This window comes from Pseudomonas sp. AD21 (assembly GCF_002878485.1).
Classification (GTDB): domain Bacteria; phylum Pseudomonadota; class Gammaproteobacteria; order Pseudomonadales; family Pseudomonadaceae; genus Aquipseudomonas.
Genome location: NZ_NQYG01000006.1, coordinates 74901 through 96547 on the forward strand (window position 1 = coordinate 74901; position 21647 = coordinate 96547).

Here is a 21647-nt window from a genome sequence, read left to right on the forward strand (position 1 = left end):
CGCGCCATGGACTTCATTCTGTATGCAGTGCCGTTTTTCTTCGTGCTGATCGCCGCTGAACTGATCGCCGACCGCTGGCGCGGGGTGAGCCACTATCGCCTCGCCGACTCGGTGAACAGCCTCAGCGCCGGGGTGTTGTCGACCACCACCGGGCTGTTGACCAAAGGCGTGGGGCTGCTGACGTATGCGTTTGCCCTGGAACACCTGGCGCTGCTCAGGCTGCCGGCGGACAGTGTCTGGGTCTGGGTGTTGGCCTTTGTGTTCTATGACTTCTGCTATTACTGGCTGCACCGCCTGGGCCACGAGCGCAACATCCTCTGGGCCGCGCACTCGGTGCATCACCAGAGCGAGGAGTACAACCTCTCCACCGCGTTGCGACAGACCAGTACCGGGTTCCTGCTGGGCTGGATCTTCTACCTGCCGATGGCCGTGTTTGGGGTGCCACTGCTGGTGTTCGTCAGCGTCGCGGCGATGAATCTGCTGTATCAGTTCTGGGTTCACACCCGGCACATTCCCAAGCTTGGCTGGTTCGAGTGGTTCTTCGTCACGCCATCCAATCATCGGGCCCACCATGCACAGAACGCTCTCTACATGGATCGCAACTACGGCGGGGGGTTCATTCTTTGGGATCGGCTGTTCGGTACATTCCAGGAAGAGGACGACAGCGAACCGGTAATTTTCGGCGTGACCACGCCGCTGGCGAGTTGGAACCCGCTGTGGGCCAATGTGCAGTTCTACGCGCAATTGTGGGACGACGCGCGCCGCGCCGAAAACCCGTGGGACAAGCTGCGGATCTGGTTCATGCGCACCGGTTGGCGTCCGGCGGACGTGGCGGCGAAGTACCCGCTGAGCAAGCCGGACCTGAGCTGCTTTCGTAAATTCGAGGTGCCGCTCGACAGCCGTCGAAAGGGCTACGTGGCGCTGCAGTTCTGCGTCTATATCGCGCTGGGCAGTTACCTGATGGGGCAGGCGCCGCATCTGCCGATCGCCGCGCTGGTGCTCGGCTGGGGCGCTGTCGCATCGGGTTTGTTTGCGCTGGGCGTGGCCCTGGAGAACCGCCCGTGGGCGTTGAAGGTGGAGCTGCTGCGGCTGGGGTCAAACGTGCCGCTGGTGTGGTTGGCGCCGCTGGTCGGGCTATGGCCGGCCAGCCCGTTGGCCTGGGCTGGCCTGCTCGGTTACAGCCTGCTCAGTGGCATCGGGCGGTATGGCTGTCGCCAGCGCGTTACTCGGCTGGCGTCTTAGGTTCGGGTTTGGCTGTTTCTGTCTGATGCAGATGCGCGGTTTTTGCGGCTTGCTCGTCGGCGTAAACCTGCTTGGCCAGTCGCGCATTCTTGAACCGGCGACGCAGCCACAGGCCTGCACCCAGCACCAGCAGCGCGCCGAGCACCCACAGTTCGTACTTCTTGATGCTGCCGAGCATGCCTTCGAGTACCGCGCCGAAGTGGTAGGCGGCAGCTGCCAGGGCCGTGGCCCAGATCGCCGCACCAATACCGTTGAGCAGCAGATAACGTCCCGGCGGATAACCCGACAGGCCGATCGCCACCGGCATCACCGTGCGCAGACCATAAACGAAGCGGAAGCTCAGCACCCAAATGTCCGGGTGCTTGCGGATGTGTTCCAGCGCGCGGTCGCCCATCATCTGCCAGCGCGGTTTGCGCGCGAGTAATTTGCGCCCGTGCTTGCGCCCCAGGAAGTACCACAGCTGATCGCCGGCATAGCTGCCGAAGAACGCCACGACCACCACCAGGTTGATGTCCATGTATCCACGGAACGCGAGGAAGCCTGCGAGTACCAGGATGGTTTCGCCTTCGAAGAACGTGCCGAGAAACAGGGCAAAGTAGCCGAAGTCATGCAAAAATTGTTGGAGCATTGTCTGGGTGCTGGCGAAATGAACGCGCAGCCTAACCCTTCGGACACATTCATGAAAGTGTCGAAATGTGTCTCGACGTGAACATTTCCTACAATGACAATGGATTGCGACTACCTGTCACAGGGGTGCACATAACTGTAATACGACCGTCATAATGGCCGCTTATAACTGTCACGCTCGCCCGTTTGCGCGGGCTCAGGAGTCTGCCGTGAGCTTTACCCCTGCCAACCGTTTGTTCCCCGCCACCCGTTTGCGCCGCAATCGCCGCGATGATTTTTCGCGTCGGCTGGTACGGGAAAACGTGCTGACGGTCGATGATCTGATCCTGCCGGTGTTCGTGCTTGACGGTGAAAACCGTCGCGAAGCCGTGGCCTCGATGCCCGGTGTCGAGCGCCTGACCATCGATCTGCTGCTCGAAGAAGCGGCCAAGTGGGTCGATCTGGGGATTCCGGCGCTGGCGCTGTTCCCGGTCACTCCTGTCGAATTGAAATCCCTCGACGCCGCCGAGGCCTGGAACCCGCAGGGCATCGCCCAGCGCGCCACTCGTGCCTTGCGCGAGCGTTTCCCGGAGCTGGGGGTGATCACCGACGTCGCGCTTGACCCGTTCACCACCCACGGACAGGACGGCATTCTCGACGAAGAAGGTTATGTGCAGAACGACATCACTGTCGACGCACTGGTGCGTCAGGCGCTGTCCCATGCCGAAGCCGGCGCTCAGGTTGTGGCACCGTCGGACATGATGGACGGGCGCATTCAGGCGATCCGCGAAGCGCTGGAGATTGCCGGTCACGTCAATGTGCGGATCATGGCCTACTCCGCCAAGTACGCCAGCGCCTATTACGGACCGTTCCGCGATGCAGTGGGGTCGGCGGCGAATCTGGGCAAGGCCAACAAGGCCTCGTATCAGATGGACCCGGCCAACAGCGACGAAGCGCTGCACGAAGTCGGCGCGGACTTGTCTGAAGGCGCGGACATGGTCATGGTCAAACCCGGCATGCCGTACCTGGACATTCTTTTGCGGGTAAAAGATGCCTTCAAAGTGCCGACCTTCGTCTATCAGGTTAGCGGCGAATACGCCATGCACATGGCGGCGATCCAGAATGGCTGGTTGAGCGAGGCGGTGATTCTCGAATCACTGACCGCCTTTAAACGTGCCGGCGCTGATGGCATCCTGACTTACTTTGCTGTCCGCGCCGCTCAATTGTTACGAGAGCAGAAATAGCCCTCCCAGGAACATTCGATGAATACCGAAGGACTCACAGAAGTTGCAGTAAAAGAAGCTCAGCCGGTGGTGGAACAAATCACCGAAACGCCGCCGGAACTGGAGCCAGCGCCACCCGCGCCGGTTGCCGAACCTGCAGCAGCGGCACCGGTGATCGCGATTCCCGGCCTGGATGACAGCAGCCTGTACATCCATCGCGAGCTCTCGCAACTGCAATTCAATATCCGCGTGCTGGAACAGGCGCTGGACGAGTCCTATCCGTTGCTGGAGCGACTGAAGTTCCTGCTGATCTTCTCCAGCAACCTCGACGAATTCTTCGAGATTCGCGTCGCCGGCCTGAAGAAACAGATCACCTTCGCTCGGGAACAGGCGGGTGCTGACGGTCTGCAACCGCATCAAGCGTTGGCGCGGATCAGCGAGCTGGTACACGGTCACGTTGACCGCCAGTACGCGATCCTCAACGACATCCTGTTGCCGGAGCTGGAAAAGCACCAGGTGCGTTTCATCCGTCGCCGTTACTGGACGACCAAGCTCAAGACCTGGGTGCGCCGTTATTTCCGCGACGAGATCGCGCCGATCATCACCCCGATCGGCCTCGACCCGACGCACCCGTTCCCGTTGCTGGTGAACAAGAGCCTGAACTTCATCGTCGAGCTGGAAGGCATCGACGCCTTTGGCCGCGATTCCGGTCTGGCGATCATCCCGGCACCGCGCCTGCTGCCACGGATCATCAAGGTCCCGGAAGAAGTCGGCGGCCCGGGCGACAACTATGTGTTCCTGTCGTCGATGATCCACGCCCACGCCGATGACCTGTTCCAGGGCATGAAGGTCAAGGGCTGCTATCAGTTCCGCCTGACCCGAAACGCCGATCTGGCGCTCGATTCCGAAGACGTCGAAGACCTTGCGCGTGCCCTGCGTGGCGAGTTGTTCTCGCGTCGTTACGGCGATGCGGTGCGCCTGGAAGTCGCTGACACTTGCCCGAAACACCTCTCGGACTATCTGCTCAAGCAGTTCAACCTGAGCGAGAGCGAGCTGTATCAGGTCAACGGCCCGGTCAACCTGACACGGTTGTTCAGCATCACCGGTCTGGACAGTCATCCGGAGCTGCAATACACGCCGTTCACTCCGCAGATCCCGAAACTGCTGCAGAACAGTGAAAACATTTTCAGCGTGGTCAGCAAGCAGGACATCCTGTTGCTGCACCCGTTCGAGTCGTTCACCCCGGTGGTCGACCTGCTGCGCCAGGCGGCGAAAGACCCGCACGTGCTCGCTGTGCGCCAGACCCTGTACCGCTCCGGCGCCAACTCCGAGATCGTCGATGCGCTGGTCGATGCCGCGCGTAACGGCAAGGAAGTCACGGCGGTCATCGAGCTGCGTGCGCGCTTCGACGAAGAGTCCAACCTGCAACTGGCCAGCCGTCTGCAAGCGGCCGGTGCGGTGGTGATCTACGGCGTGGTCGGCTTCAAGACCCACGCCAAGATGATGCTGATCCTGCGTCGCGAGGCCGGCGAGATTGTGCGTTACGCGCACCTCGGCACCGGTAACTACCACGCCGGCAACGCCCGTCTGTACACCGACTACAGCCTGCTGACTTCCGACGACGCGTTGTGTGAAGACGTCGGCAAGCTATTCAGTCAGTTGATCGGCATGGGCAAGACGCTGCGCATGAAGAAGCTGCTGCATGCGCCGTTCACCCTGAAGAAGGGCATGCTCGACATGATTGCCCGCGAGACCCAGTTCGCCCTCGACGGCAAACCGGCGCACATCATCGCCAAGTTCAACTCGCTGACCGATCCGAAGATCATCCGCGCGCTGTACAAGGCCAGCCAGTCCGGTGTGCGCATTGATCTGGTGGTGCGTGGCATGTGCTGCCTGCGTCCGGGCATTGCCGGGGTTTCGCACAACATCCACGTGCGCTCGATCATCGGCCGCTTCCTCGAGCACACCCGGGTGTTCTACTTCCTCAACGGTGGCGAGGAGCAGATGTTCCTCTCCAGCGCCGACTGGATGGAGCGCAACCTCGACAAGCGCGTCGAGACTTGCTTCCCGGTGGAAGGCAAGAAGCTGCTGACCCGTGTGAAGAAAGAGCTGGAGCTGTACCTGACCGACAACACCCACAGCTGGAGCCTGCAGTCGGATGGCCGCTACATCCGCAACACGCCAACCGGCAATCAGAACCCGCGCAGTGCGCAGGCGACGTTGCTGGAACGCCTGGGTAGCCCGATTCTTCCGGTGAGCAGCTAAAGCCAAGAGCAAGAGCCCCTCACCCTAACCCTCTCCCGGAGGGAGAGGGGACTGACCGAGGTGTCTTACGCTATACGCCGACCTGAACTTCTGAGTCGAACTCAGGCCTTGAAGCCAATGGAGATCGGCTCCCTCTCCCTCGGGAGAGGGCTGGGGTGAGGGGGAAGGTTCACCTCCGCCCTCAAGTCGAACCGTATAAAAAAAGGCGATCCAGAAGGATCGCCTTTTTTTGCGCCTGAGATTTAACTCAGTGAACAGTAAGCACAATCCCCACCCGCGTCAGCCAATCCGCCTCAAGCCCGAAATCCGCCTGAGTCAGCTGATTCTCATCCAGCCAGTTCTCCGGAAACTCCACATCCAGGTTGTCACCCTTCGCATGCAGCACCACCTGCGGCATCGCCTGAGTCCCGCGAATGTGGTGGAACAGGATCGCGAAGCGCAGCAGCACGCAAAGGCGGATCAGCTTGTCGCCGTCGTCACCGAACTCGGCGAACTTGTCCTTGGGGATGTTGCGGCGATGGCCACGTACCAGCAAGGCGAGCATCTGCTGGTCTTCGCGGGAGAATCCGGCGAGGTCCGAGTGTTCGATCAGGTAGGCGCCATGTTTGTGGTAGTGGTAGTGCGCGATGTCGAGCCCGACTTCGTGGACTTTCGCCGCCCAGCCCAGCAGTTCGCGCCAGATACCGTCATCCAGCTCCCAGTCTGCGGCGACCTGATCGAAGGCGTGCAGCGCCTTGCGCTCGACTCGCGCCGCTTGTTCCAGATCGACGTGGTAACGCTCCATCAGCGAGGTCAGGGTGCGTTCGCGCACGTCTTCGTGATGATGGCGGCCCAGCAGGTCGTAGAGCACGCCTTCACGCAGCGCGCCTTCACAGTGATCCATGCGTTGCAGTTCGAGGGCGTCGAAGATCGCTTCGAGAATCGCCAGACCCGCCGGGAAAATCGCCCGACGGTCAGGCTTGATGCCTTCGAAATCGATCTTGTCGACGTCACCCAGCTTGAACAGGCGGCGCTTGAGCCAGGCCAGGCCTTCGGCGTTGACTTCGCCGGTGCCATGCCCGCCGGCCTTCAGCGCCAGGCCGATGGCGCGGATGGTGCCCGAGGAGCCGATGGCTTCATCCCAGGTCAGGCGGTGCAGGGCGTGCTCGATGCTCATGATCTCCAGCCGTGCCGCGGTATACGCCTGGGCGTAACGGGCCGGGGTGATCTTGCCGTCCTTGAAGTAACGCTGGGTGAAGCTGACGCAGCCCATTTGCAGGCTTTCGCGCAACAAAGGCTCGAAGCGCTGGCCAATGATGAATTCGGTACTGCCGCCGCCGATGTCGGCCACCAGACGTTTGCCCGGGGTGTCGGCGAGGGTGTGCGAGACGCCCAGATAGATCAGGCGCGCTTCTTCACGGCCGGAGATGACTTCCACCGGGTGACCGAGGATTTCTTCGGCGCGGTGGATGAATTCCAGGCGGTTGCGCGCTTCGCGCAGGGCGTTGGTGCCAACGATCCGCACGGCGCCCAGGGGCATGCCGTTGATCAGTTGGGCGAAGCGCTTGAGGCAATCAAGCCCGCGCTGCATGGATTCTTCGTTGAGATGGCGCTCATCGTCGATGCCGGCGGCAAGCTGAACCTTCTCTCCGAGGCGCTCCAGAATACGGATTTCACCGTTCTGGGCCTTGGCCACGACCATGTGAAAGCTGTTGGAGCCCAGGTCGATTGCGGCGATCAGGGACAGATTCTTGGCTTTGGATTGCGGCATGGTCTGGGGGTCTCGGTCGATAACCCCGACATCGTGCCACGATCAAACGCTGACGCCAACGCGCATGGTTCAAACCGCCGGAGCGAGCACCCCGAACCTGATCGTTCCCAGGCTCTGCGTGGGAATGCCTCACCGGACGCTCTGCGTCCGCTTTTGGGACGCAGAGCGTCCCTGGCTGCATTCCCACGCGGAGCGTGGGAACGATCAGGGTGAGTCAGATTCAGGCTGTCGCTTCCACCGTACCAATGAAATTCGCCAGCTCCGCCGTCTGCGGATTGGCAAACAACACCTTCGGATCCCCCACCTCATGCACCTTGCCATGGTGCATGAACACCAGTTTGTCCCCGACCTCCCGGGCGAAGCGCATTTCGTGGGTGACCATGATCAGCGTCATGCCTTCCCGGGCCAATTGGCGCACCACGCTGAGCACTTCATTGACCAGCTCCGGGTCCAGCGCCGAGGTGATTTCGTCGCACAGCAGCACTTTCGGCGACATCGCCAAGGCCCGGGCAATTGCCACACGCTGCTGCTGGCCACCGGAGAGTCGGTCCGGAAACGCATCGAATTTCTCCCCCAGGCCGACGCGCTCGAGCATCTTGCGCGCCAGTTCGGCCGCCTTGGCCTTGGACACTTTCTGCACCACTTGCGGGGCGAGCATCACGTTCTCGCCCACGGTCAGGTGCGGGAACAGGTTGAACTGCTGGAACACCATGCCGACTTTTTGCCGCAGGCTGCGCAGATCGGCGCGGGCGGCGTCGAGGTATTCGCCGTCGACTTCGATCACCCCGTCGTTGATCGACTCCAGACCGTTGAGGGTGCGCAGCAGGGTCGATTTGCCCGAGCCGCTGCGGCCGATGATCGCCACCACCTGGCCTTCCTCGACGCTCAGGTCGATGCCTTTGAGCACGTGGTGATCGCCGTAGTATTTATGCAGGGCGGAAATTCTAAGCAGAGGCATGCAGTCTCCTTTCCAGGTAGCGCGCACTGAGCGACAAGGGGTAGCAGAGCAGGAAGTAGCCGAGGGCGACGAGGCCGTAGACCATGAACGGTTCGAAGGTAGCATTGGCGAGCATGCCGCCGGTTTTGGTCAGCTCGGTGAAGCCGATGATTGAGGTCACCGCGGTGCCTTTGACCACTTGCACCGAGAAGCCCACGGTCGGCGCCACGGCAATCCGCAGCGCTTGCGGCAGGATCACGTAGCGCAATTGCTCCAGCGGGTTCAGCGCCAGGCTTGAAGAGGCTTCCCATTGGCCATGGGGAATTGCTTCGACGCAACCGCGCCAGATCTCCGCCAGATAGGCGCTGGTAAACAGCGTCAGGGCAATCGCCGCCGCCATCCACGGCGAGATTTCGATCCCGGCCAGCGCCACGCCGAAGAACACCAGAAACAGTTGCATCAGCAGCGGCGTGCCCTGGAACAGTTCGATCCAGGTGCGGGCGATGTTGCTCGGCAAAGGGTTTTTCGAGATGCGCATGACCAGAATCAGCAGCCCGACGACCCCGCCACCGATGAAGGCCACCAGCGACAACGCCAGCGTCCACTGCAGACCGGTGAGCAGATTGCGCAGGATGTCCCAGAAGGTGAAGTCGCTCATCGGCTGCTCCTCGCGATATAGCGGCGGCCGACCCAGTTCAGCAGTTGCCGGATCAGCAGCGCCATGCACAGGTAAATCAGCGTGGTCAGCGCATAGGTTTCGAAGGCGCGGAAGTTGCGCGACTGAATGAAGTTGGCGGCGAAGCTCAACTCCTCGGTGGCGATCTGCGAACACACCGCCGACCCGAGCATGACGATGATGATCTGGCTGCTCAGGGCCGGCCAGACCTTGCCCAGCGCCGGCAGCAGCACCACGTAGCGGAACGCTTCGAACCGGCTCATCGCCAGCGCGGCCGCGGCTTCCAGTTGCCCGCGCGGGATCGCCTGGATGCCGGCGCGAATGATCTCGGTCGAATACGCACCGAGGTTGATCACCATCGCCAGTACCGCCGCCTGCCATTCGGAAATCTGCACCCCGAGCGAGGGCAGGCCGAAGAATATGAAGAACAGCTGCACCAGAAATGGCGTGTTGCGGATCAACTCGACGTAGACGCCGAAGATTGCCGAGAACGGGCGGATGTTCCACGCCCGCACCAGCGCGCCGACAATCCCGACGCCCACCCCAAGCAACGCGCCGATGGCCGTCAGCTCAAGGGTGAACAGCGCGCCGCGCAGCAACAGATCGGTGTTTTCCACCACCGGCATGAAATCGAACTGATAAGCCATGAAGGTCTCCCGCGCAGTCGATCAGAGATCGGCCGGCAGCGGCTCTTTCAGCCAGGTCTGAGAATTCTTTTCCAGTGCGCCGTCAGCCTTGGCGGTGGTCAGGATGTCGTTGACCTTGGCCAGCAGCGCCGCTTCGTTCTTGTTCACGCCGACGTAAACCGGTGAATCCTTGAGCTTCACTTTCAGCGCCGGCACGCGTTTCGGGTTTTTCTCGCTGATTGCGACCATCACCACGTTGCCGCTGGCGATCAGGTCGACTTGCCCGGCGAGGTAGGCGGCAATGGTCGAGTTGTTGTCTTCGAAGCGCTTGATGGTCACGCCCTCGGGGGCGACCTTGGTCAGCTCGATGTCTTCGATGGCGCCACGGGTGACGCTGATGGTTTTGCCCTTGAGGTCGTCGAGCGTGGTGATTGCGGCATCAGGCGGGCCAAATACCGCGAGGTAGAACGGCGCGTAGGCGTGGGAGAAGTCGATGACTTTTTCGCGCTCAGGGTTCTTGCCCAGGCTTGAGATCACCAGATCGACTTTGCCGGTGGTCAGGAACGGGATGCGGTTGGTGCTGTTGACCGGGGTCAGTTCGAGTTTGACCTTGAGCTGCTCGGCCAGCAGTTTCGCCGTGTCGATGTCCAGGCCGCGAGGCTTCATGTCCGGGCCGACCGAGCCGAATGGCGGGAAGTCCTGAGGCACCGCGACTTTCAGTGTGCCGCGTTTGACCACGTCGTCCAGGCCGTCGGCGTGAGCGGGGATATGGCTGAGCATCAGGCTGGAAAACAGCGCGGCGAGGAGGGCTCGGTAACGCAGGGTCATGGCAAATCTCCGGATCGGCGGGAAGTTAAATCTGCGTTCGGACAGAGCATGTGCCGTGCCAATACGTGGCTTTCGCCACGGCAGACCACGGTTTCAGCGGGTTTGTTCGGTCTTACTGGTCTGAACAGTCAGGTCGTTTTTCGCACTGCCATGGCGCATCGGCCTCGATCACCGAACCCCGCTGGGGCATGACTTGCCGGACTCGGCGAATAGCTTTACAACTAGCCGCACATTGGCCTGACGCATCTGAAAAACCATGAATTCGATTTCCCGTGCGGTACCCGAAGTGGCGCTGCAAGCGATCCGCAAACTGATCACCGACCAGGGTTTCGGCGCGGGCGACGCCTTGCCGTCACAGCGCGATCTGGCGCTGCAACTTGGCGTGAGTCGGGCGTCATTGCGCGAGGCGCTGTCATCGCTGAGTGCGCTGGGCGTGGTCAGCATTCAGCCGGGCAAGGGTGTTTTCGTGCAGGCTCCGGTGGAGTTGTCGCGCGGCGACAGCGCACCGGGCTGGTCGTTTGCGGCGCAGGCCTCGCCGCTCGATATTTTTCAGCTGCGCTATGCGCTGGAAGGGTTTGCGGCCGGGTTGGCGGCGGTAACCTTGAGCACGTTCGATCTGGATGCGCTGGAGGACAACGTTGCGGCGATGCGTGAGCAATTGAAGGCGGGTGACTTCGAGGCGGCAGCGACGCTCGACTTTGAATTCCACCAGCGCATTCTGTTGGCCAGCGGCAATCAGGCGATGCTGAGCATCCTTACCGCCAGTGCCGAGATCTTTCTCGAGAGCCAGAAGCTACCGTTCATCCGCGCCGAACGGGCCATGGAAACCTGGCAGGAGCACCGCAAGATTCTCCGCGCACTGGCGCGCCGGGCGTCCGCCGCTGCCCAGAAAGCCATGCAGGAGCACGTGCGCAACGCGGCACTGCGTACCGGGATTGCCTTCATCGCCCCCGCCACCGCGTGACTTGAGCTATACCCAGACTCATGGGGCGCCATAGCAAGACTCAATCATCTGCGGCTTCCTGAACAAGGGAAGGGCGGATATGATGGGCCACGTTTTTTTGCTTACAACCTGGAGAATTCCATGAGCAGCGATCTGATCAAACACGTTAGCGACGCCAGCTTCGAAGCCGACGTACTCAAGGCCGAAGGCGCTGTACTGGTCGACTACTGGGCTGAATGGTGCGGCCCTTGCAAAATGATCGCTCCGGTTCTGGACGAGATTGCCGAGACCTACAAAGGCAAGCTGACCGTTGCCAAACTGAACATCGACGAAAACCAGGAAACTCCGGCCAAGCACGGCGTACGTGGTATCCCGACGCTGATGCTGTTCAAGAACGGCAACGTTGAAGCGACCAAAGTCGGCGCCCTGTCGAAGTCGCAACTGGCTGCTTTCCTCGACGCCAACATCTAAGCGTCGCTGTAAATCGCCGAAAAAAAGCCTCGCAAATTGCGGGGCTTTTTGCGTATTCAGGGCTAGACGCTCCGAAACTCAGGTGGTACATTCGGCCCCGCACTGGTTTCTCCACTGCCCCCTGCTAGCCGTCGCCGACGCACTCCTTTTCGAACAAGTTCGCGATCCTGTCGCCTTCTCCGCGGCGCGGCCTCATTAAGCCAAAAGCTTAATTTCCCCCCCTCCATAAATGATTACGTCATTCCTATATGAATCTGACTGAACTCAAGCAAAAGCCGATTACCGAACTGCTCGAATTGGCCGAACAGATGGGCATAGAAAATATGGCCCGTTCGCGCAAGCAGGACGTGATTTTCTCCCTGCTCAAAAAGCACGCGAAAAGCGGCGAGGAAATCTCCGGTGATGGCGTGCTGGAGATTCTCCAGGACGGCTTCGGCTTCCTGCGCTCCGCTGACGCTTCCTACCTGGCCGGTCCGGACGATATCTACGTCTCGCCAAGCCAGATCCGTCGTTTCAACTTGCGCACCGGTGACACCATCGTTGGCAAGATCCGCCCTCCAAAGGAAGGCGAGCGTTATTTCGCCCTGCTCAAGGTCGACACGATCAACTTCGATCGTCCGGAGAACGCGAAAAACAAGATTCTCTTCGAGAACCTGACCCCGCTGTTCCCGACTGTGCGCATGAAGATGGAAGCCGGCAACGGTTCCACTGAAGACTTGACCGGTCGTGTGATCGACCTGTGCGCCCCGATTGGCAAAGGCCAGCGTGGTCTGATCGTTGCACCGCCCAAAGCCGGTAAAACGATCATGCTGCAGAACATCGCAGCGAATATCGCCCGTAATAACCCTGAAGTTCACCTGATTGTGCTGCTGATCGACGAACGTCCGGAAGAAGTAACCGAAATGCAGCGCACCGTGCGCGGCGAAGTGGTTGCCTCGACTTTCGACGAGCCGCCGACCCGCCACGTTCAGGTTGCCGAAATGGTGATCGAGAAGGCCAAGCGCCTGGTCGAACACAAGAAGGACGTGGTGATCCTGCTCGACTCCATCACCCGTCTGGCCCGTGCCTACAACACCGTGATCCCGAGCTCCGGCAAGGTCCTGACCGGTGGTGTCGATGCTCACGCCCTGGAGAAGCCAAAGCGTTTCTTCGGTGCTGCGCGCAACATCGAAGAAGGCGGCTCGCTGACCATTATCGCCACCGCACTGGTTGAAACCGGTTCGAAAATGGACGAAGTGATCTACGAAGAGTTCAAGGGTACCGGCAACATGGAACTGCCGCTGGACCGCAAGATTGCGGAAAAGCGCGTGTTCCCGGCCATCAACATCAACCGTTCCGGCACCCGCCGCGAAGAGTTGCTGACCGCCGACGACGAACTGCAGCGCATGTGGATTCTGCGCAAGCTGCTGCACCCGATGGACGAAGTCGCAGCGATCGAGTTCCTGGTCGACAAGCTGAAAACGACCAAGACCAACGACGAGTTCTTCCTGTCGATGAAGCGCAAGTAACATCGCAGGTAGTACCCGAAAATGGCATCCCGTACGGGATGCCATTTTTTTTGCCTGAATTATGGGAGGTTCGTGATCTGTTAAGGTCTGTCACTGGGCAAAAACAACAAGCAGCATTCGTGAGCCTCTTCGAGTCAGAGGCTCAAGCTGTACAAAAAACAACCATCTGATTGGCATTAAAGATTTATGAGCACACTCGCTTATCGAAGGGATATCGACGGCTTGCGCGCAGTCGCAGTGATCGCCGTGGTGCTGTTCCACTTTGGCGTCCCGGGGTTTACCGGCGGTTTTGTCGGCGTGGACGTGTTCTTCGTGATTTCCGGCTACCTCATTACTTCGATCATCTGGAACCAGCGTCAGGCGGGTCGTTTCAGTTTCGTCGAGTTCTGGGCGCGGCGTGCGCGGCGGATTCTGCCGGCGCTGTTCGCGATGATCATTGCGGTGCTGGCGGTGGGCTGGTTCCTGCTGGCTCCCAAGGACTATGAAGAGCTAGGGCGCTCGGTGCGTTACCAGGTGACGTTCGTCTCGAACATCCTGTTCATGCGCCAGGACGGCTACTTCGATGTCGCCTCTGACCTGAAACCGCTGCTGCACACCTGGTCGCTGGCGGTGGAAGAGCAGTTCTACATTGTCTTTCCGCTGCTGCTGACGTTGCTCTCGAGCCGGCTGAAACACTGGCGGCTGGCGCTGTTCGGCGTGCTGCTGGTGTCGTTCGGGCTGAGTGTGTGGGCAATCAATCATCACCCGGAAAAAGCCTTCTTCCTGCTGCCGATGCGGGCCTGGGAGTTGCTGGCCGGGGCGATGCTGGCGATTGCGCCGAAACACGCCTGGCGCTTGAAACCGCTGGCCGCCCAGGCCTTGAGCCTGCTGGGCATGGGGCTGATCCTGCTGGCGGTGTTCGTCTACGACAAGTCGACGCCGTTCCCGGGGGCCACCGCATTGTTGCCGGTGCTGGGCGTAGTGCTGCTGATTCTGGCCAATGGTCATCGTGAAACAGTGGTTGGTCAATTGTTGAGCAGTCGGGTGATGGTCGGCCTCGGTCTGATTTCCTATTCCTGGTATTTGTGGCATTGGCCGGTGTTCGTTTTTTCCAGCTACGCCAGTGTCGATGAACCGGGCGTGCTCGATACGGCTGGCTTGATCCTGTTGACGCTGGTACTCGGTTATCTGTCGTGGAAACTCGTCGAAACCCCGTTCCGTGAGCGGCGTTTGCTGGCCGGGCGTCGCCAGGTATTGCTCGCGGGTTTATGCGGCATTCTGGTGCTCGGTCTGGCCGGGCAATCCCTGCGCTGGACCGATGGCCTGCCATGGCGCCTGTCCGAGCAGGCTCTGCAATACGCCAAGGGCCGCGAGTGGCGACCGGAGTTGATGGCGTGTCTGGCGGACGACAAGACCCCTGACGACAAGCTGTTCTGCCATTACGGCGTGACGGATCTGCCGACCCGCGCGATGGTCTGGGGCGACAGTCACGCCACCGCGTTGATCCCGGTGTTCGATGACGGTGCCAAGGCCCATGGCGTTAGCGTGATCCTGGCCAGTTCCCCGGGGTGTATCCCGGTCGATGGGCTGGAACATGACGGTGTTTGTGCGCGCTTCAACAAGCGGGTCGAGCAGGGGCTGAAGGCGCAGTCGGTCAGCGATGTGGTGCTGGTCGCGCGGTGGAGCCTGTATCTGTACGGCGATGCCAAAGGCGATCTGGGCCACGTATTGAGAACACCTGATGGCCGTTACGACCGCGCCGACGCCGAGCGGCGTCTGGCTGAAGGTCTGCGGGCACGGGTGGCGCAATTGCGCGCTGGCGGGCATCGCGTGTGGCTGGTGAAAGAGGCGCCGTTGCAAGCCTTCAGCCCGCCGTATCGGCTGACGCGTCTGGCGATGCTCGATCGTCCGGTCAATGACGTCGGTCTGGACGTCGAGGTGCACCACAAGCGCCAGGTGTTCATCAGTCAGTTGTTCGCGCTGCTGGCGCAGGTTGACCCGGCCGTGCATGTAGTCGATCCGGCGCCGCGCCTGTGTGATGACAAGGGCCTGTGCCACGCTGAACTCGGCGGTTATTCGCTGTACACCGATGACAATCATCTGTCCGAAGTCGGTGCGCGCTTCGTGGCGCCGCTCCTCGAGCCGCTGTTTATCGGCCTGCAAGCCCGGGAAAACCTTGGAAAAGCACAGACGAATGCAGCCAAGTAGGCAGCGACAGGCTGCCACAGGCCGGCATAGCAGGTAGGATGTACGCCTATTTTGAGGGTGCCATCGTCAATGAAATTCAAGGATCTTCGGGATTTCGTGCAGCAGCTTGAGCAGCGCGGAGAGTTGAAACGCATCCAGATTCCCGTCTCGCCGGTGCTGGAGATGACCGAGGTGTGCGACCGCACACTGCGGGCCAAGGGCCCGGCGCTGCTGTTCGAAAAGCCCACCGGCTATGACATCCCGGTGCTCGGCAACCTGTTCGGCACCCCCGAGCGGGTCGCCATGGGCATGGGCGCCGAGTCGGTCAGCGAGCTGCGCGAAATCGGCAAGCTGCTGGCCTTCCTCAAGGAGCCGGAGCCGCCGAAGGGCTTGAAGGATGCGTGGTCGAAACTGCCGATCTTCCGCAAGATCATCGCGATGGCACCGAAAGTCGTCAAAGACGCGGTGTGCCAGGAAGTGGTTATCGAAGGCGACGACGTCGACCTGGCGATGCTGCCGGTGCAGACCTGCTGGCCCGGCGACGTCGGCCCGCTGATCACCTGGGGCCTGACCGTCACCAAAGGCCCGAACAAGGACCGTCAGAACCTCGGCATCTACCGTCAGCAAGTGATCGGCCGCAACAAGGTGATCATGCGCTGGCTCAGCCACCGTGGCGGCGCGCTGGATTTTCGCGAGTGGTGTGAGAAGCACCCGGGTCAGCCGTTCCCGGTGTCTGTAGCGTTGGGCGCTGACCCGGCGACCATCCTCGGCGCCGTGACGCCGGTGCCGGACAGCCTTTCCGAATACGCCTTCGCCGGTCTGCTGCGCGGTAACCGCACCGAACTGGTCAAGTGCCGTGGCAACGACCTGCAAGTGCCGGCCACTGCCGAGATCATCCTCGAAGGCGTGATCCACCCGGGCGAGATGGCCGACGAAGGCCCGTACGGCGACCACACCGGTTACTACAACGAAGTCGACAGCTTCCCGGTGTTCACCGTCGAACGCATCACCCACCGGATCAAACCGATCTACCACAGCACCTATACCGGTCGTCCGCCGGATGAGCCGGCGATCCTCGGCGTGGCGCTGAACGAAGTGTTCGTGCCGATCCTGCAGAAGCAGTTCCCGGAGATCACCGACTTCTACCTGCCGCCAGAAGGCTGCTCGTACCGCATGGCCATCGTGACCATGAAGAAGTCGTATCCGGGGCATGCCAAGCGCGTGATGCTCGGTGTCTGGTCGTTTTTGCGACAATTCATGTACACCAAGTTCGTTATCGTCACTGACGACGATATCAACGCCCGGGACTGGAACGACGTGATCTGGGCCATTACCACGCGCATGGACCCCAAGCGCGACACGGTGATGATCGACAACACGCCGATCGACTACCTCGACTTCGCCTCGCCGGTTTCCGGCCTGGGCTCGAAAATGGGCCTGGATGCCACCCACAAGTGGCCGGGCGAAACCACTCGCGAGTGGGGTCGCGTGATCGTCAAGGACGACGCCGTCACCCAGCGGATCGATGCCATCTGGAATCAGTTAGGAATAGATTGATGCGTGTAACCCTGCAGCCCTCCGGAGCGGTGCTTGAGATACGGCCCGGCGAGCGGATTCTCGATGGCGCTCGGCGCCTGGGCTACGAATGCCCGCAAAGCTGTCGCAACGGCAATTGCCATGTATGTGCGGCGCTGCTGGTGGAAGGCCGGGTCGAGCAGGCCGGCAAGGTGCACGACCACGGCGAGTTCTACACTTGCATAGCCGAGCCGCTGGAAGACTGCATCCTGCTGTGGGATGGCGTGCTCGCGCTGGGAGAACTGCCGGTGCGCAGCCTGTCGTGTCAGGTCATCGAATGCCGGGACGTCGGCGGCGACACCTGGCGCGTGCGCTTGCGGGCGCCGGCCGGCAAGTCGCCGCGCTATCACGCCGGGCAGTACCTGATGATCGAGCGCGAAAGCGGCGAGAAGTCGGCGTTCTCCATGGCCTCGGCACCGCACGGCGGGCGTGACCTGGAAATCCACGTACTGGCGCGCGAGGCCAGTGCGTTGAGCCTGATCGAGCAACTGCAACGCAACCCGCTGGTGCGCGTCGAGCTACCATTCGGCGACACTCATCTCGCCGAACTGCCCGACGGTCCGCTGGTGCTGATCGCCGCCGGTACTGGCATGGGCCAGATCCACAGCCTGATCGAACACTGCCGCGCCAACGGCTTCAAACACCCGGTGCATTTGTACTGGGGTGTACGTCGTCCGGAGGATTTCTACGAAATCGAACACTGGGATGAGTGGCTGAGGCTGCCCAACCTGTTCCTGCACAAAGTGGTCAGCGACCAGTGCGGTTGGGAAGGGCGCTGCGGGATGTTGCACCAGGCCGTGTGCGAAGACTTCGCGGATCTGAAGGCCCTGCATGTCTACGCCAGCGGCTCGCCGGCAATGGTCTACGGCACGCTGGATGCGCTGGTGGAAGCCGGGATGGATGCGCACCAGATGCGCGCCGATGTATTTGCCTACGCGCCACGCTCTTGAGCCGCGCGAATTGAGCCGAGCCTGAGCCCCACCCCTAGAAACGTACGCCGGTAGTCACCATCGCCGCGTTGGCGCCGAGGAATACCAACTCGGCGGCCAATGGGCCGTAGTGAGTACCGATGGACGGAATGATCACCGGCGCAACGCCGTAGCGATTCAACGGGATCTTGTCCTTGTAATCACCGCGATAACCCTGCAACAGCCCACCGGTGATTTTCAGATAAACCGGATACTCGCTGCTGTCATAGCGTTTGCCGACATACGCATAGTTCGAGCGCTGGCGGAACGAATTGCGGAAAGTTGCCCCGCCCCATACCCAGCCGGAAGCCTGATTGCGTTCGATGCCGATCAAGTCCTGATGATTATTGTGTTCGGGGTCGGGCGAGTAATGTCGGGTATAGACACTGGTCTGTGCGTACCAGAAGCCCTTGTCCTTCTGTGAGTCATCCTCGGCCAAAGCCTGGCCGGTCTGAATCAACAACAATGCGGCTAACAGCCTTGGTTTTTTCATGATGCAGCCTCGGTCAAACGGGATGGCTTGCGCCAGAGGAAGGCCGTTATACGTAGGCGTTCAGCGACGGGAAAGACAGAAAGTCCGACATTTTAGTAGGAAGTTTCCTGCATTTTCTTGAACCGATCCTGAACAAGCGAAGGCTTATGCATATTTCATTCGGGTATTTAAGATATTTTGGCAATGGTATTAGGCTATATAAAACCCGTTAGCCGAGGCTGATAATTGCGCTTTAGTGCTATCGGGCAGGTCATACATCCTTTAGCACTTTTCGTTTTACAGTTACTGCTATATGTTCTATCAAGCGAATTGTGCTTACATCTTGTAATACTTGCGGGGCCGAACACTTCCGTCATGACAGCCATTGAATCTGCTTTTGTGAATCTGGCTTACCCTCCGCGGCTCGATCTGGGGCCGCAGCTGACACACGAACAACTTCTCGTCTCGATGCAATCGACCATGGCGCGCCACAAGGGCGGGCCGGTGTGGCTGTTTGCCTACGGTTCGCTGATCTGGCGCCCGGAATGTACGGCGGTGGAGCGGGTGCGCGGGCGAGTCCATGGCTACCATCGCGGCCTGTACCTGTGGTCGCACGAGCATCGCGGGACGCCGGAAATGCCCGGGCTGGTGTTTGGTCTGGATCGCGGTGGTTCGTGCAGCGGCTTCGCCTATCGGCTGCCGGAAGAAAATCTCGACGGTGCGCTGTACGCGCTATGGAAACGCGAAATGCCGTTCCCGTCCTATCGCCCACACTGGCTCAACTGCCGGCTCGAAGATGGCAGTCAGGTGCAGGCTTTAGGATTTGTCTTGGAGCGACACCTGCCCAGCTATGCCGGTAACTTGCCGGATCATGTGCTGAGCCAGGTGTTTGAAAGCGCTTGCGGGCGGTACGGCACGACTCGCGATTATGTCGAGCAGCCCGCCCACGCCCTGCGCAGCCACGCCATGCCGGATCGAAATCTGGAGGCGCGGCTCAAGCGCTGCAAGTCAAAGGTCGATCAGGCGAGCGCCTCACGGCTCTGACTGGCGACGTTCTTGTGCCACAAGGTCGGAGCCAGGCAAACCATCGCCATGATGCAGCCGCCCACCAGCAGCACGAAGCCGCCGTCCCAGCCGAAATGGTCCACGGTGTAGCCCATCGCTGCACTGGCCGCGACCGACCCACCCAGATAACCAAACAGACCGGTGAAGCCTGCTGCAGTACCGGCGGCTTTCTTCGGTGCAAGTTCCAGTGCCTGCAAACCGGTCAACATCACCGGGCCATAGATCAGGAAGCCAATGGAGAACAGCGCGATCATGTCGATGGTCGGGTTGCCAGGCGGGTTGAGCCAGTAGACCAGCGTCGCCACGGTGACCAGCGCCATGAATACCATGCCGGTCAGGCCACGATTGCCACGGAAGATCTTGTCTGACATCCAGCCACACAGCAGCGTGCCTGGAATACCGGCCCACTCGTAGAAGAAGTACGCCCACGACGTGGTGTCCACGGTGAAGTGCTTGGCTTCCTTCAGATACGTCGGGGCCCAGTCCAGTACGCCATAGCGCAGCAGGTAGACGAAGACGTTGGCCATGGCCACGTACCAGAGCATTTTGTTGCGCAGCACGTACTTGACGAAGATTTCCTTGGTGCTGAATTCGTCTTCGTGGCTGGCATCGTAGCCTTCGGGGTAATCGTTCTTGTACTGCTCGATTGGCGGCAGGCCAACCGATTGCGGGGTGTCGCGCATGGTCATGAACGCGAACGCCGCCACACCCAGGGCCACTGCAGCCGGCACGTAGAATGCCGCATGCCAGTCATTGAACAGGCCCATGCCGAGCAGGAACAACGGACCGATCAGGCCACCACCCACGTTGTGCGCCACGTTCCATACCGACACCACGCCGCCGCGCTCTTTCTGCGACCACCAGTGCACCATGGTCCGACCGCTCGGCGGCCAACCCATGCCCTGAGCCCAGCCGTTGATGAACAACAGAATGAACATCATGGTCACGCTGGACGTGGCCCACGGTGCAAAACCGAAGACGAACATCACGCCTGCCGAGATCAGCAAGCCGAACGGCAGGAAGTAACGTGGGTTGGAACGATCGGACACCAGGCCCATCAAGAACTTCGACAAGCCGTAAGCGATCGCGATGGCTGACATTGCCACACCTAACTGACCCCGGGTGTAGCCCTCGTCGATCAGGTACGGCATGGCCAGCGAGAAGTTTTTGCGCAGCAGGTAGTAACCGGCGTAACCAAAGAAGATACCGGCGAAGATCTGCCAGCGCAGGCGTCGGTAAGTACTGTCTATTTTTTCTTCAGGCAATGGAGCCTGATGTGCGGCAGGTCGAAAGAAAGCAAACATTCAAGAGCTCCAGATTTCTTGTTTTGACTGCGGATGCGAATGTTACAGTTTCGTTACCGAAAATAGCACCGGTTCGCATCGGCAAAACAGCGGAAAATGTTGGAAGTCGCATGTTCTTTTACGAACCTGTCGCTCAGCTGTAAGAACGGGGCGTTTTCACCACTTTTGAACATGGTGTGGCATAGACTCGCGGCCAGTTCAGCCGATTGATCAGCAGAGATAAGAAATGCCACTGAAGGTTCGCAGATTGATGCCGAGGTTTTTGGTGGCGGCGGGGCTCGCCCTTGTCATGCTGGGTTTGATTGTCGTCGATCATCCTTCCCATTCCGGCCTGCGCAACGCGACGGTGCTGATCATTCGGCATGCGGAAAAACCGGATGTGGGATCAGTGCTCAATGCTCGAGGCGAACAGCGTGCGGCCGCCTACGTCGACTATTTCAACCCGCTGAAACTCGACGGCCAGACTCTTGTTCCCCAGCGCTTGATCGCTGCTGGCGACACCCCGGAGAGTGCACGCTCACGGTTGACCCTGACGCCATTGGCCCAGCGTCTGAACCTTGCAATTGAGCAGCCCTACGTCAATGGTGATCTTCATCAACTGGTCAAACTGTTGCGCAAGAGCAATCAGGCGCAAACGGTTCTGATCGCCTGGCACCACGGCCATATCAACAAACTGATCAAAGCCTTTGGCGGCGATGCCACCGCATTGATGGGGCAGGAAAAATGGCCGGATGATGTCTTCGACTGGCTGATTGTCCTGCGCTTCGATGACAAGGGACGGCTTATCCCATCTCGCAGCCTGAAGGTGCAAGAGCATCTGTTGCCGGGTGACGTTGCCGGGCCGAGCGGCGGCTAAACGTCCGTCAGAAAATTTACCTGCTGCCATTTGCCCAGCGGTTTCGTCAGGTTTCCCATCGGGATCAGGAAATGTCCTGCACCCAAAAGCGAAGCTGCGCCATTCAGTTAAACGGCCGCGCTCCGTAACCTTTGTGCTGTTGCCGGATAAGGCATCTCACTAGGGA

The 21647-nt window shown here is 60.4% G+C and carries 19 protein-coding genes; 11 read left to right on the top strand and 8 right to left on the bottom strand.

Annotated features, from left to right (window positions below):
* Positions 1 to 6 precede the first annotated feature (6 nt).
* The gene (locus PseAD21_RS05570; RefSeq protein ID WP_102354827.1) at positions 7 to 1242 is read left to right on the top strand and encodes a sterol desaturase family protein; all 1236 of its coding nucleotides are present in this window, start codon (positions 7 to 9) and stop codon (positions 1240 to 1242) included.
* Here PseAD21_RS05570 and PseAD21_RS05575 read toward each other — a convergent pair.
* Positions 1223 to 1870, bottom strand: a complete 648-nt coding sequence (locus PseAD21_RS05575; RefSeq protein ID WP_102354828.1) for a DedA family protein — start codon at positions 1868 to 1870, stop codon at positions 1223 to 1225. The two genes, PseAD21_RS05570 and PseAD21_RS05575, sit on opposite strands and share 20 nt — an antisense overlap.
* A gap of 208 nt (positions 1871 to 2078) precedes the next feature.
* On the opposite strand from PseAD21_RS05575, the gene hemB reads away from it, so the two are divergent.
* Positions 2079 to 3092, top strand: coding sequence for a porphobilinogen synthase (gene hemB / locus PseAD21_RS05580; RefSeq protein WP_102354829.1), 1014 nt, complete (start codon positions 2079 to 2081; stop codon positions 3090 to 3092).
* Positions 3093 to 3110: 18 nt separating this feature from the next.
* Positions 3111 to 5336: a polyphosphate kinase 1 gene (gene ppk1, locus PseAD21_RS05585; RefSeq protein ID WP_102354830.1), complete on the top strand. Its 2226-nt coding sequence runs from the start codon at positions 3111 to 3113 to the stop codon at positions 5334 to 5336.
* 247 nt (positions 5337 to 5583) lie between these two features.
* Here ppk1 and ppx read toward each other — a convergent pair whose 3' ends face one another.
* The 5 genes from ppx to PseAD21_RS05610 all read right to left on the bottom strand — a co-directional run bounded on the left by ppx (position 5584) and on the right by PseAD21_RS05610 (position 10153).
* Positions 5584 to 7086: an exopolyphosphatase gene (ppx, locus tag PseAD21_RS05590; protein ID WP_102354831.1), complete on the bottom strand. Its 1503-nt coding sequence runs from the start codon at positions 7084 to 7086 to the stop codon at positions 5584 to 5586.
* A 220-nt stretch (positions 7087 to 7306) separates the two neighbouring features.
* A complete protein-coding gene (locus tag PseAD21_RS05595; RefSeq protein ID WP_102354832.1) occupies positions 7307 to 8044 on the bottom strand; it encodes an amino acid ABC transporter ATP-binding protein in 738 nt (245 codons plus the stop codon).
* Complete coding sequence (locus tag PseAD21_RS05600) at positions 8031 to 8681, bottom strand: amino acid ABC transporter permease (RefSeq protein WP_102354833.1); 651 nt, start codon at positions 8679 to 8681, stop codon at positions 8031 to 8033. The genes PseAD21_RS05595 and PseAD21_RS05600 overlap by 14 nt, the downstream gene beginning before the upstream one ends.
* Positions 8678 to 9346, bottom strand: coding sequence for an amino acid ABC transporter permease (locus tag PseAD21_RS05605; protein WP_102354834.1), 669 nt, complete (start codon positions 9344 to 9346; stop codon positions 8678 to 8680). Before PseAD21_RS05605 ends, PseAD21_RS05600 begins: the two co-directional genes overlap by 4 nt.
* 21 nt (positions 9347 to 9367) lie before the next feature.
* A complete protein-coding gene (locus tag PseAD21_RS05610) occupies positions 9368 to 10153 on the bottom strand; it encodes a transporter substrate-binding domain-containing protein (protein ID WP_102354835.1) in 786 nt (261 codons plus the stop codon).
* A gap of 256 nt (positions 10154 to 10409) precedes the next feature.
* Between PseAD21_RS05610 and PseAD21_RS05615 the strand changes: the two genes are divergently transcribed.
* From PseAD21_RS05615 to PseAD21_RS05640, 6 genes are all read left to right on the top strand, one after another.
* On the top strand, positions 10410 to 11117 hold the full coding sequence (locus PseAD21_RS05615; RefSeq protein WP_102354836.1) for a FadR/GntR family transcriptional regulator: 708 nt from the start codon (positions 10410 to 10412) through the stop codon (positions 11115 to 11117).
* Positions 11118 to 11237: 120 nt separating this feature from the next.
* A complete protein-coding gene (gene trxA, locus PseAD21_RS05620) occupies positions 11238 to 11567 on the top strand; it encodes a thioredoxin TrxA (RefSeq protein WP_003206727.1) in 330 nt (109 codons plus the stop codon).
* Positions 11568 to 11815: 248 nt separating this feature from the next.
* Positions 11816 to 13075, top strand: a complete 1260-nt coding sequence (gene rho / locus PseAD21_RS05625; RefSeq protein ID WP_003229334.1) for a transcription termination factor Rho — start codon at positions 11816 to 11818, stop codon at positions 13073 to 13075.
* Between the two features lie 186 nt (positions 13076 to 13261).
* Positions 13262 to 15262, top strand: a complete 2001-nt coding sequence (locus tag PseAD21_RS05630) for an acyltransferase family protein (RefSeq protein WP_102354837.1) — start codon at positions 13262 to 13264, stop codon at positions 15260 to 15262.
* A gap of 69 nt (positions 15263 to 15331) precedes the next feature.
* Positions 15332 to 16798 carry a 4-hydroxy-3-polyprenylbenzoate decarboxylase gene (gene ubiD, locus PseAD21_RS05635; RefSeq protein WP_102354838.1) on the top strand — a complete coding sequence of 489 codons (1467 nt, stop codon included), beginning with the start codon at positions 15332 to 15334 and terminating at the stop codon, positions 16796 to 16798.
* Positions 16798 to 17766 (top strand): CDP-6-deoxy-delta-3,4-glucoseen reductase, encoded by a 969-nt coding sequence (locus tag PseAD21_RS05640; RefSeq protein ID WP_102354839.1) that lies wholly within the window; start codon positions 16798 to 16800, stop codon positions 17764 to 17766. Before ubiD ends, PseAD21_RS05640 begins: the two co-directional genes overlap by 1 nt.
* Positions 17767 to 17800: 34 nt before the next feature.
* On the opposite strand, the gene PseAD21_RS05645 is transcribed toward PseAD21_RS05640, so the two are convergent.
* Complete coding sequence (locus PseAD21_RS05645) at positions 17801 to 18277, bottom strand: sn-glycerol-3-phosphate transporter (protein ID WP_102354840.1); 477 nt, start codon at positions 18275 to 18277, stop codon at positions 17801 to 17803.
* Positions 18278 to 18631: 354 nt separating this feature from the next.
* On the opposite strand from PseAD21_RS05645, the gene PseAD21_RS05650 reads away from it, so the two are divergent.
* Positions 18632 to 19300: a gamma-glutamylcyclotransferase gene (locus tag PseAD21_RS05650; RefSeq protein ID WP_102354841.1), complete on the top strand. Its 669-nt coding sequence runs from the start codon at positions 18632 to 18634 to the stop codon at positions 19298 to 19300.
* On the opposite strand, the gene glpT is transcribed toward PseAD21_RS05650, so the two are convergent.
* A complete protein-coding gene (gene glpT / locus PseAD21_RS05655; RefSeq protein WP_102354842.1) occupies positions 19276 to 20625 on the bottom strand; it encodes a glycerol-3-phosphate transporter in 1350 nt (449 codons plus the stop codon). The genes PseAD21_RS05650 and glpT overlap by 25 nt on opposite strands.
* A 226-nt stretch (positions 20626 to 20851) precedes the next feature.
* Between glpT and PseAD21_RS05660 the strand changes: the two genes are divergently transcribed.
* Positions 20852 to 21481, top strand: a complete 630-nt coding sequence (locus PseAD21_RS05660) for a flagellar basal body-associated protein FliL (protein ID WP_102354843.1) — start codon at positions 20852 to 20854, stop codon at positions 21479 to 21481.
* Positions 21482 to 21647: the final 166 nt, after the last annotated feature.

Excerpts from the sequence above, each read along its gene's own strand:
- PseAD21_RS05595 (WP_102354832.1), bottom strand. The coding sequence starts at position 8,044 with ATGCCTCTGCTTAGAATTTCCGCCCTGCATAAATACTACGGCGATCAC.
- PseAD21_RS05570 (WP_102354827.1), top strand. The coding sequence starts at position 7 with ATGGACTTCATTCTGTATGCAGTGCCGTTTTTCTTCGTGCTGATCGCC.
- PseAD21_RS05600 (WP_102354833.1), bottom strand. The coding sequence starts at position 8,681 with ATGAGCGACTTCACCTTCTGGGACATCCTGCGCAATCTGCTCACCGGT.
- rho (WP_003229334.1), top strand. The coding sequence starts at position 11,816 with ATGAATCTGACTGAACTCAAGCAAAAGCCGATTACCGAACTGCTCGAA.
- PseAD21_RS05650 (WP_102354841.1), top strand. The coding sequence starts at position 18,632 with ATGACAGCCATTGAATCTGCTTTTGTGAATCTGGCTTACCCTCCGCGG.
- PseAD21_RS05605 (WP_102354834.1), bottom strand. The coding sequence starts at position 9,346 with ATGGCTTATCAGTTCGATTTCATGCCGGTGGTGGAAAACACCGATCTG.
- ubiD (WP_102354838.1), top strand. The coding sequence starts at position 15,332 with ATGAAATTCAAGGATCTTCGGGATTTCGTGCAGCAGCTTGAGCAGCGC.
- PseAD21_RS05640 (WP_102354839.1), top strand. The coding sequence starts at position 16,798 with ATGCGTGTAACCCTGCAGCCCTCCGGAGCGGTGCTTGAGATACGGCCC.
- ppx (WP_102354831.1), bottom strand. The coding sequence starts at position 7,086 with ATGCCGCAATCCAAAGCCAAGAATCTGTCCCTGATCGCCGCAATCGAC.
- PseAD21_RS05575 (WP_102354828.1), bottom strand. The coding sequence starts at position 1,870 with ATGCTCCAACAATTTTTGCATGACTTCGGCTACTTTGCCCTGTTTCTC.
- ppk1 (WP_102354830.1), top strand. The coding sequence starts at position 3,111 with ATGAATACCGAAGGACTCACAGAAGTTGCAGTAAAAGAAGCTCAGCCG.
- PseAD21_RS05630 (WP_102354837.1), top strand. The coding sequence starts at position 13,262 with ATGAGCACACTCGCTTATCGAAGGGATATCGACGGCTTGCGCGCAGTC.
- PseAD21_RS05660 (WP_102354843.1), top strand. The coding sequence starts at position 20,852 with ATGCCACTGAAGGTTCGCAGATTGATGCCGAGGTTTTTGGTGGCGGCG.
- PseAD21_RS05615 (WP_102354836.1), top strand. The coding sequence starts at position 10,410 with ATGAATTCGATTTCCCGTGCGGTACCCGAAGTGGCGCTGCAAGCGATC.
- PseAD21_RS05645 (WP_102354840.1), bottom strand. The coding sequence starts at position 18,277 with ATGAAAAAACCAAGGCTGTTAGCCGCATTGTTGTTGATTCAGACCGGC.
- glpT (WP_102354842.1), bottom strand. The coding sequence starts at position 20,625 with ATGTTTGCTTTCTTTCGACCTGCCGCACATCAGGCTCCATTGCCTGAA.
- trxA (WP_003206727.1), top strand. The coding sequence starts at position 11,238 with ATGAGCAGCGATCTGATCAAACACGTTAGCGACGCCAGCTTCGAAGCC.
- PseAD21_RS05610 (WP_102354835.1), bottom strand. The coding sequence starts at position 10,153 with ATGACCCTGCGTTACCGAGCCCTCCTCGCCGCGCTGTTTTCCAGCCTG.